Genomic DNA, 8,148 nt, shown 5'->3' with positions numbered 1-8,148 from the left:
GGCGCGATCAGCGTCCCTCGCCAGATGGCATCAGCCTGTGCGACGAGGTCAAGTCGCTGGCCGAGGTGTATGCGCTCATGGTCTATTACCGTGAAACGGTGTGCGATGACGTTTCCATGCCCAAGGCCGCGCGTGCGGCGTGGCTGGCCTGGTACGAGACCACGCCGGATACGCCCTGCATCGCGATCTGCTCGACCAGCCAGGGCGACGACATCTGCAAGGGATGCGGGCGCACATTCGATGAAGTGCAACTCTGGCCCGAGATGAGCCCCTTCGAAAAACGCGCCACCTGGCGCCGCATCACGCTGGACGCCACCTCCTGGCGCTTCAATCGCTACGCCGAGCGGGCGAGAGAGGGCGTTGCCCTCCCGGGCGACGTTTCATCTCCCACCCTTCAGCGTTGAGTGCCGCCTGCGGGTAGCTGGGCCGTGCAGATCACACTGCGCGGGTTTGCCGCTCCGTTCGAGCCGCGCCCGATGGCTTGCCGCGCATGGTCTTCGCAATGAAGGGCCAGATGTAGGACAGGAAGGTCTTGAGATCGGCGCGGGCGATGCAAGGCAGCTCGGTGCCGCGTTGCCACGTCGGGTTGCGCTGTTCGAAGAAGGCGATGTCGGGGTCGGCACGCATGTCATCGGTGATGGCGGCCACGTGCTCCTTCAGGCAATTGGCGCCTTCACCAAAGTCCAGCAGCATCTTGTCGTGGTCGAGCTTGCCGGGGAACATGGCTTCGCAGTACTCGGTCACCAGTTCTTGCAGATCGGGTGATGCCGTGCCGCCGCGCTTGGGATAGAAATCGGGGAAGTTGCGTGCCAGTAGCAGATAGGTCTTGTAGCCCTTGGAGATCAGCGTCCAGTACTGTGGCGTCAGGGGGGACTTGAGTGCCTCCCAGAACAGCTTGAAAGCAAAGGCCTTTTGCAGCGAGCGCGAACCCCAGTAGTTGCGGTCGATGATGGTGTCGCCGCTGAACAGGCCCTTGGCCTGCTTGCCGCCAAGCTTGAATGTGTAGATGCCCAGGGTCGAGAAGCCCACGATCTCTTGCGTGGCCTTGTGGCGCACGATGAAGGCGCCGTCCTTCTTCTCCAGGTCGCTGATGAAGGTCGACAAGGGGCTGTAAGCGTAGTTGGCCTCGAACAGTTCGTGCATGCGGGCGATGTCCACGACACTCAGCGTGTTGACCTTCTGATAGCGGGTTGTGAGCATGTTGACGACCTTCGGGTGGCGTTTGACGTTGTCTATGGGCTTGATTCTTTCGTTTGCCCACGACCCCGCCCGAGAGGGGCAACCCTTGCGTTTTGCCTCAACCCCTTGAATAAGGGGTGTTTGAAACGGTGATATTTCTCCTCTGCGTAACATCGAACGTTTGTTTGAAATCCGTTTGACGAGATCCGGTTTGTTTGACGGTCCGTTCAGCTCTTCGGGTGTAACAAGGCGGACTGAAGGCCCGCTCATCGCATGTTCGGCGCTTCGCCTTGGGGATATCCTGTGGGCCCCAGGCGTACTCTCGTTCTGGTTGATAACTGGAGGCACACATCGGTTACCGAGGCATCCCAAGTTGGGGGCGCAGCATGGCGTGGACGCTGGCCCTGTGGCTGCTGTGTAGCGTTGCCCTGAGGGGGGCGATGGCGGCAGAAGTCACCTGTACCAGGTTGCTGCTGGACAATGCAGCGCCCGTGGTCGATCTGTGGCCGTGTGCACAAATCTGGCTGGACCCCGATCACCGGGCGGGTGTGGATGCTTTGCCGCTGCAACGTTTTCGGCATCCTGATGGGCCCTATGCCAATCTGGGACCGCGATCGGAAACCATCTGGTTGCGAGTGCCGATCCGGACAGCCCAAGGGCCGGATTCAGCTCGAAGGTGGTTCACGCTGGACTTCCAGCCGCTGGAGGAGCTAACCCTGTACGTGTCGGTGGCAGGGCACATCGTCCAGCAGGTGCCCATGGGGCGCTTTTTGCCGTTTGAAAGCCGTCAGATTCCGACGCGCATCCAGGCAGCCGAACTGAACTTGCCGCCCGGGCAGGACGTGGACCTGCTGCTGAAGGTGCGCAAACAAGCCGACATCGCCGTCTTGTTGCCCATTCGTTTGCAGACGCCCCAGGCCGTCGTGCAAGGCGAGAGTGCACTTCAATTCTGGCAAGGTGCGTTGTTCGGCCTGGGCTTGTGCTTGCTGGCGTATGCCGTGGTGGCGGCACTGGCCTTGCGCGACGGCATGTACGTCTGGTTCGGCTTGTTCGTGCTGGGCGCCACCCTGTTTTCCATGAGCTATTTCGGGCTGGCCTTGCAGCACATGTGGCCCAATGCGCCCGACTGGAACGTGCATGCCACGCTGCTGGCCATGCTGGTGATGGCCATTGGCGCCATGATGTTCAACGACCGGGCGCTGGCAGTGCACCGACAGGCGCCACGTCGCAGTTATTTGCTGCGCATCCTGTCGGCCATGCTGGCTGTGATGGTGATCCTGCTCCTGCTGGGGGTGGTCGATGAAAGCCAGACCACGATCGTGCTCACGCTGATCGAGCCCTGGCCCATCCTCATGCTGCTGCCTCTGCTCGTTCATCGGGTTTGGAGGGGCGAGCGTCTGGCCTTGTGGACGCTGGTCGGGTGGTTCATCCATGCTGGCGCGCTGTTCGTTGGCATGGCGCTGCATCGCGGTTGGGCGCCTTGGAGTTTCTGGATAGACCACGCGATGCAGGTTGGCGCCACCCTGGACTTGATCGCCTGGACCATCGTGCTCAACATCCGTTCGCACGAGTTGCGTCTCGCCGCGCAGGCGGCGGAGCTTGAACGTGATCGTTTGCTGACGGCATCCCGGACAGATCCGCTGACCGGCTTGTTCAACCGCCGGGGCATGGTCGAAGGGCTGCAGACGCTGCGTCAGCGGGAGCAGCCCGGCGCGATCGCGGCCATTTTCGTGATCGATCTGGATGGGTTCAAGCCCGTGAATGACACGCATGGCCACGACGTGGGCGACAAGCTCCTGGTGGCCTTGTCCGAGCGCTTGCGCGGTGCGACTCGCAACGGCGATCTGGTTTGCCGCCTGGGGGGAGACGAGTTCGTGATCGCGACCAGCGGCTTGCGTCGGGAAGACGATGCCGATCGCGTCGGCGACAAGTTGTTGGCCTGCGTGGCTCAGCCGTTCGCACTGGGCGAGGTGGTTTGTCGCATTGGCTTGTCGATGGGGTATGCGCTCGTGCCCGCGGCTGAATTGGATGCGGAGCGTTTTGAGGCGGCGCTCAAGCAGGCAGACGGCGCCATGTATGAGGCAAAACGTGCAGGAAAGGGCCGGTTTTGTCGCGCACGCGAGGGGGCCGATAGAATCGACGCATGAACGCGCCTATTGACGACAATACCCCCTCGAAACCCAGCAATTTCCTTCGCGGCATCATTGACCGCGATCTGGAGCAGGGCACCTACGCCAGCCGCCGTTGGGCCGGCTCGCCCGGTGATGCCGCTCACCACGAACAGGGGCAGCCTGACCCCGCCAAGATCCGCACCCGTTTCCCGCCTGAGCCCAATGGCTACCTGCACGTGGGCCATGCCAAGAGCATCTGCCTGAACTTCGGCCTGGCGCGTGACTACGGTGGCGTGTGCCACATGCGCTTTGACGACACCAATCCGGAGAAGGAAGAGCAGGAATACGTCGATTCCATCCTGGACGCCGTCAAGTGGCTGGGCTTTGGCTGGAGCTCGAACTTCAATGGCCAGCCCGAGAGCCATCTCTACTACGCCAGCAACTACTTCGACCACATGTACCGCGCCGCCGAGTACCTGATCGAAGCCGGCCTGGCCTATGTAGACGAGCAGACGCCTGAAGAGATGCGCGCCAACCGAGGCGACTTCTCCACGCCCGGCAAGGACAGCCCTTTCCGCAGCCGCTCGCCCGCTGACAACCTGACCCGTTTCCGCGAAATGCGCGACGGCCAGCACCCGGACGGCAGCATGGTGCTGCGTGCCAGGGTCGACATGGCCGCGCCCAACATCAACATGCGCGATCCGGCGATCTACCGCATCCGCCGTGCTACCCACCACAACACGGGCGACAAGTGGTGCATCTACCCGATGTACACCTTCGCGCACCCCATCGAAGACGCGCTGGAGCAGATCACCCACTCGATCTGCACGCTCGAATTCGAAGACCAGCGCCCCTTCTACGACTGGCTGGTAGACCGTCTGGCCGAAGGCGGCCTGCTCAAGCAGCCCACGCCGCGCCAGTACGAATTCGCGCGCCTGAACCTGACCTATGTGATCACGTCCAAGCGCAAGCTCAAGCAACTGGTCGATGAGAACGTGGTCGAAGGTTGGGACGATCCCCGCATGCCGACCATCGTGGGCCTGCGTCGCCGTGGCTACACGCCCGAAGCCATCCAGTTGTTCTGTGAGCGTATTGGCGTAAGCAAGGCCGACAGCTGGATCGACTACAGCACGCTGGACATCGCCCTGCGTGATGACCTGGAGCACAAGGCCCATCGCGGCATGGCTGTGCTGGATCCCGTCAAGCTGGTGCTGACCAATTGGGACGAAGTGATGGGCTCTGGCCATCTGGAGCCATGCGCGCTGCCTGCGCTGCCTCATCCTCCGGAAGGCACCGAGTCGCCCGTGCGCCAGTTCACCATCGGCAAGGAAGTGTGGATCGAGCGCGAGGACTTCGAAGAAGTGCCGCCCAAGGGCTACAAGCGCCTGTTCCCTGGCAACAAGGTGCGCCTCAAGGGTGGCTACGTCATCGAGTGCACGGGCTGCGTGAAGGATGCCGACGGCCAGATCACCGAGGTGCTGGCCACCGTGGTGCCTGACACCAAGAGCGGCACGCCTGGCGCAGACAGCGTCAAGGTCAAGGCTGCGATCACCTGGGTGGGCGTGGCAGATGGCGTGGCCGCTGAAGTGCGGCTGTATGACCGCCTCTTCACCGACGCCCATCCCGATGCCGGCGGCAAGGACTTCAAGGCCAGCCTGAATCCCGACAGCAAGAAGATCGTGACGGCCTATGTCGAGCCCTCTCTGGCACAGGCCCAGCCGGATCAGAAGTTCCAGTTCGAGCGTTTTGGCTACTTCGTGGCTGATCGCAAGGACCACGCCGCAGGCAAGCCCGTGTTCAACAAGATCACGGGCATGAAGGACGGCAACTGGGCGAAGTAAGCCACGGCACCCGGATGCACCGCCCGCTGATCCGCTACGCGCTGATCCTGGCGGGTTGGGTGTCGCTGGGTTTGGCCGTGCTGGGTGCCATCCTGCCTGGCTTGCCCACCACACCGTTCGTGCTGCTGGCGGCGGCCTGCTTTGCCAAAGGCTCGCCACGCTGGCATGCCTGGTTGTTGTCCAACCGTTGGCTGGGGCCCATGGTGAAGGACTGGGAAGCGCATCACGCGCTGCCCTTGAAGGTGAAATGGCTGGCCAGCGCGATGATGACGACCATGGTTGGTCTGTCCGCATGGCGTCTGGCCGGAAGACCTGGCTTGCAGGTGTTGATCCTGAGCCTGGCCTTCATCGGTTTGATCGTGGTCTGGCGCATCCCGACGAGGCGTTGACCGCAGCGTCGGGTGCGGTTGCGCTCAGGGCCTGATCATGCCTTGCGGCTCAGGGGCACGGCGGGGAAGTCCACCGGCACGGCGAACGCCACGTTCACGTAGTTGGTGAACAAGTTGAGCGCCACGTGCGCCAGGATCTCGACGATCTGGCCGTCGTTGAAACCCACTTCGCGCAGCGATTGCACGTCATGGTCTGACACCTGGCCGCGATCGTTGACCAGCTTGAGCGCAAAGCGCAGGGCGGCAGCTGTTTTCGGATTTGACGATTCGCCTTGCTGTGCTGCCTGCATGTCTTGTGAGGACAGGCCTGCTTTGCGGCCAAGGGCCGTGTGGGCGGCCAGGCAGTATTCGCAGGCATTGCGGTCTGCCACGGCCACGGCGATCTGCTCGCCAAGTTGGGCGTCGATGCTGCCACCACCCAGTGCGCCAAACGATCCCCACATGCTTTGCAGCGCGGCGGGTGAGTTCGACACGGCCTTGAACATATTGGGCACGGTGCCAAAGGCTTGCTGGATCTGCTGGAGCAGTGGCTGGCTGGCAGCAGGGGCTTGAGACGTGGTGTGCAGTGCGAGACGGGACATGGTGTGGCCTTTCCTTGGTTGGATACCTGTTGATGCTCTTGCGGGCGTGAGGCACATCGTTGTGCTGAGGGAAAGTGTCTCGCTCTGGTCTGTATGATGGGATTCATTTAGTCCACGAAATAAACCATATCGTCCATGACTGAGCCTGTGTCAAGCACTGCGGTCGATCGCCTCTCATCGCTGCTGGAGCGTTTCAGTGTGCGAGCCCATCTGTTCCACAACGGGCCCTTGTGTGGTGTCACCCACTTCGCGGCCGAGCCCGGTCTGGGCTTTCTGCACGTGATGCGCCGAGGCAGCATGACCGTGACGCACAAGGCCCGCAGCGGCGCGCCGCGCAAGGTGGAGGTAGGCGAGCCAGCCCTGATCTTCTACCCAAGGCCGATGGCGCATGACTTCCACAATGCGCCTGAAGAAGGCAGTGACTTCACTTGTGCGACGCTTGCTTTCGATGGTGGTGCCATGCACCCCTTGGCCCGGTCATTGCCGCCCTTGATGGTGCTGCCCTTGTCGCAGATGGGGGAGATGAGCCACACACTGGCCTTGCTGTTCGGTGAGTCCGAGCGTGTGCGCTGTGGGCAACGTTTGTTGGCAGACCGCTTGTTCGAGGTGCTGCTGCTGCAGCTTTTGCGCTGGTTGCTGGATCACCCTCAGGAAGGCGGCGTCAGTGCTGGCTTGCTCAATGGGCTGGCCGAGCCCCGCCTGGCCAAGGCGCTGGTGGCCATGCAGGAGCAGCCTGGGCAGAACTGGTCGCTGGCCAGCATGGCCGAGTGTGCCGGCATGTCGCGTAGCGCCTTTGCAGCCTTGTTCAAGCAGGAGGTGGGCGACACCCCTGCGGACTACCTCACGCAGTGGCGCTTGAGCCTGGCGCAGTCGCAGTTGCGAGCAGGGCGCTCGCTCAAGCAGATCGCCGATGAACTGGGCTATGCCAATCCATCGGCGCTGTCGAGGGTGTTCAGCCAGCGTGTGGGCATGTCGCCTCGTGACTGGCTCAAACAATCCGGCTGACTGCGTTCGTGCAACGCTGACGCAAGGTGCTTACAAGCCCTTGGCCTTGAGTCGTGCGGCCTGCTGCACATAGAAGGCCACCGGATCAGGCGAGCCTTTGCCGATCAGGCCGAGCACATGGTTGATTTCATCGAGGTGGTTCCAGGGGTAGTCATCGCGCAGGACCTTGCCCCAGTGCGCCGCGCAAACCGGGACCAGGCCATCGGTGGTCACACCAGGGGTGCTGGCGCCTGCTTGCTTGAGGATGGCGTCCGAGATGTCCCAGCTGTTGGTGGCGGGCTGGTTGCCGGTGATCGAATAGAAGAAGGTGTCGCCGACTTTTTCTGCTCCCTCACCGCAATAGCTGGTGGGCTTGCCAGCCGGGAAGCGGGCATTGAAGGCGGCCGTGTTGGACGCCCAGGCCTGCAAGGCCGCAGGATCCTGCGGCAGCTTGCTGTTGCCCGAGGCCCAGCCGATCACGGAGCCCATGGCGGCCACCACCTTGCCGTAATTGGTCAGCAAGTCACCCAAGGTGTTGTTGGCCTGCATGGCGGACAGGTCATGCGGGGAGCCGATCGAGGTGATGCTGGCCACCATGCCGGGGGCCACGCCGTGCACGTAGCGCGCAGTCGGGCCGCCCTGGCTGTGCGCGATCAGGTTGAACTTCGTGTAGCCCTTGGCCGCAGCCCAGTCCTTCATCTGCTTGAGCAACTGCTCGCCGCGCACATCATTGTCATTGAACGATGACACGGAGGCCACGAGCACGGTGGCGCCGTTCTTGCGCAGTTCATCGGGCACTTGATAGAAGTAGTCGATGCCCATGATGGAGTCGAAGCCGGCCATGCCGTGCACGAGCACGATGGGGTACTTCGTCTTCGCTGTGTAGGAGGTGGCCGCATAGCAGGCCGAGGTGCTCAGGGCCGTCAGCAAAGAGAGGGCGACAGGGGCCCAGCGGAAAGCAGAGGACATGGACATGATCTGACTCCAGATAAATTGTTATGTGATATAACAATATTGAGCCAGAGAAATCCGGACGGCATCAGGACTTGTACCGGGGGGTGTT

General features: G+C 62.4%; 8 protein-coding genes. 5 read left to right on the top strand and 3 right to left on the bottom strand.

The genetic code is table 11. From position 1 onward, the window contains the following. Positions 1-404 (top strand): DUF3717 domain-containing protein (locus tag EPO09_RS03425; protein ID WP_290640159.1); only part of this gene is annotated, 404 nt, incomplete at its 5' end. 31 nt (positions 405-435) lie between these two features. Here the strand turns inward: EPO09_RS03425 and EPO09_RS03420 are convergent. Further along, complete coding sequence (locus EPO09_RS03420) at positions 436-1,200, bottom strand: hypothetical protein (protein ID WP_290640157.1); 765 nt, start codon at positions 1,198-1,200, stop codon at positions 436-438. A gap of 365 nt (positions 1,201-1,565) precedes the next feature. On the opposite strand from EPO09_RS03420, the gene EPO09_RS03415 reads away from it, so the two are divergent. From EPO09_RS03415 to EPO09_RS03405, 3 genes are read left to right on the top strand one after another with little or no spacing between them, the layout of a single operon-like run. Next, positions 1,566-3,326: a diguanylate cyclase gene (locus EPO09_RS03415; RefSeq protein WP_290640155.1), complete on the top strand. Its 1,761-nt coding sequence runs from the start codon at positions 1,566-1,568 to the stop codon at positions 3,324-3,326. After that, positions 3,323-5,131: a glutamine--tRNA ligase/YqeY domain fusion protein gene (locus EPO09_RS03410; RefSeq protein ID WP_290640153.1), complete on the top strand. Its 1,809-nt coding sequence runs from the start codon at positions 3,323-3,325 to the stop codon at positions 5,129-5,131. The genes EPO09_RS03415 and EPO09_RS03410 overlap by 4 nt, the downstream gene beginning before the upstream one ends. A 14-nt stretch (positions 5,132-5,145) precedes the next feature. Then, positions 5,146-5,520, top strand: a complete 375-nt coding sequence (locus EPO09_RS03405) for a YbaN family protein (RefSeq protein WP_290640151.1) — start codon at positions 5,146-5,148, stop codon at positions 5,518-5,520. A gap of 35 nt (positions 5,521-5,555) precedes the next feature. Here the strand turns inward: EPO09_RS03405 and EPO09_RS03400 are convergent, their stop codons facing one another. Next, a complete protein-coding gene (locus tag EPO09_RS03400; protein WP_290640149.1) occupies positions 5,556-6,101 on the bottom strand; it encodes a carboxymuconolactone decarboxylase family protein in 546 nt (181 codons plus the stop codon). A 135-nt stretch (positions 6,102-6,236) separates the two neighbouring features. Between EPO09_RS03400 and EPO09_RS03395 the strand changes: the two genes are divergently transcribed. Next, positions 6,237-7,106, top strand: a complete 870-nt coding sequence (locus EPO09_RS03395; protein WP_290640147.1) for an AraC family transcriptional regulator — start codon at positions 6,237-6,239, stop codon at positions 7,104-7,106. Positions 7,107-7,136: 30 nt separating this feature from the next. Here the strand turns inward: EPO09_RS03395 and EPO09_RS03390 are convergent, their stop codons facing one another. After that, positions 7,137-8,060, bottom strand: a complete 924-nt coding sequence (locus EPO09_RS03390; RefSeq protein ID WP_290640145.1) for a triacylglycerol lipase — start codon at positions 8,058-8,060, stop codon at positions 7,137-7,139. Between the last annotated feature and the right edge of the window lie 88 nt (positions 8,061-8,148).

It is taken from the genome of Aquabacterium sp. (assembly GCF_004297345.1).
Classification (GTDB): Bacteria; Pseudomonadota; Gammaproteobacteria; order Burkholderiales; family Burkholderiaceae_C; genus Aquabacterium.
The sequence above is the reverse complement of the archived record's forward strand: the minus strand, read 5'-3'. Positions and strand labels throughout refer to the sequence as shown.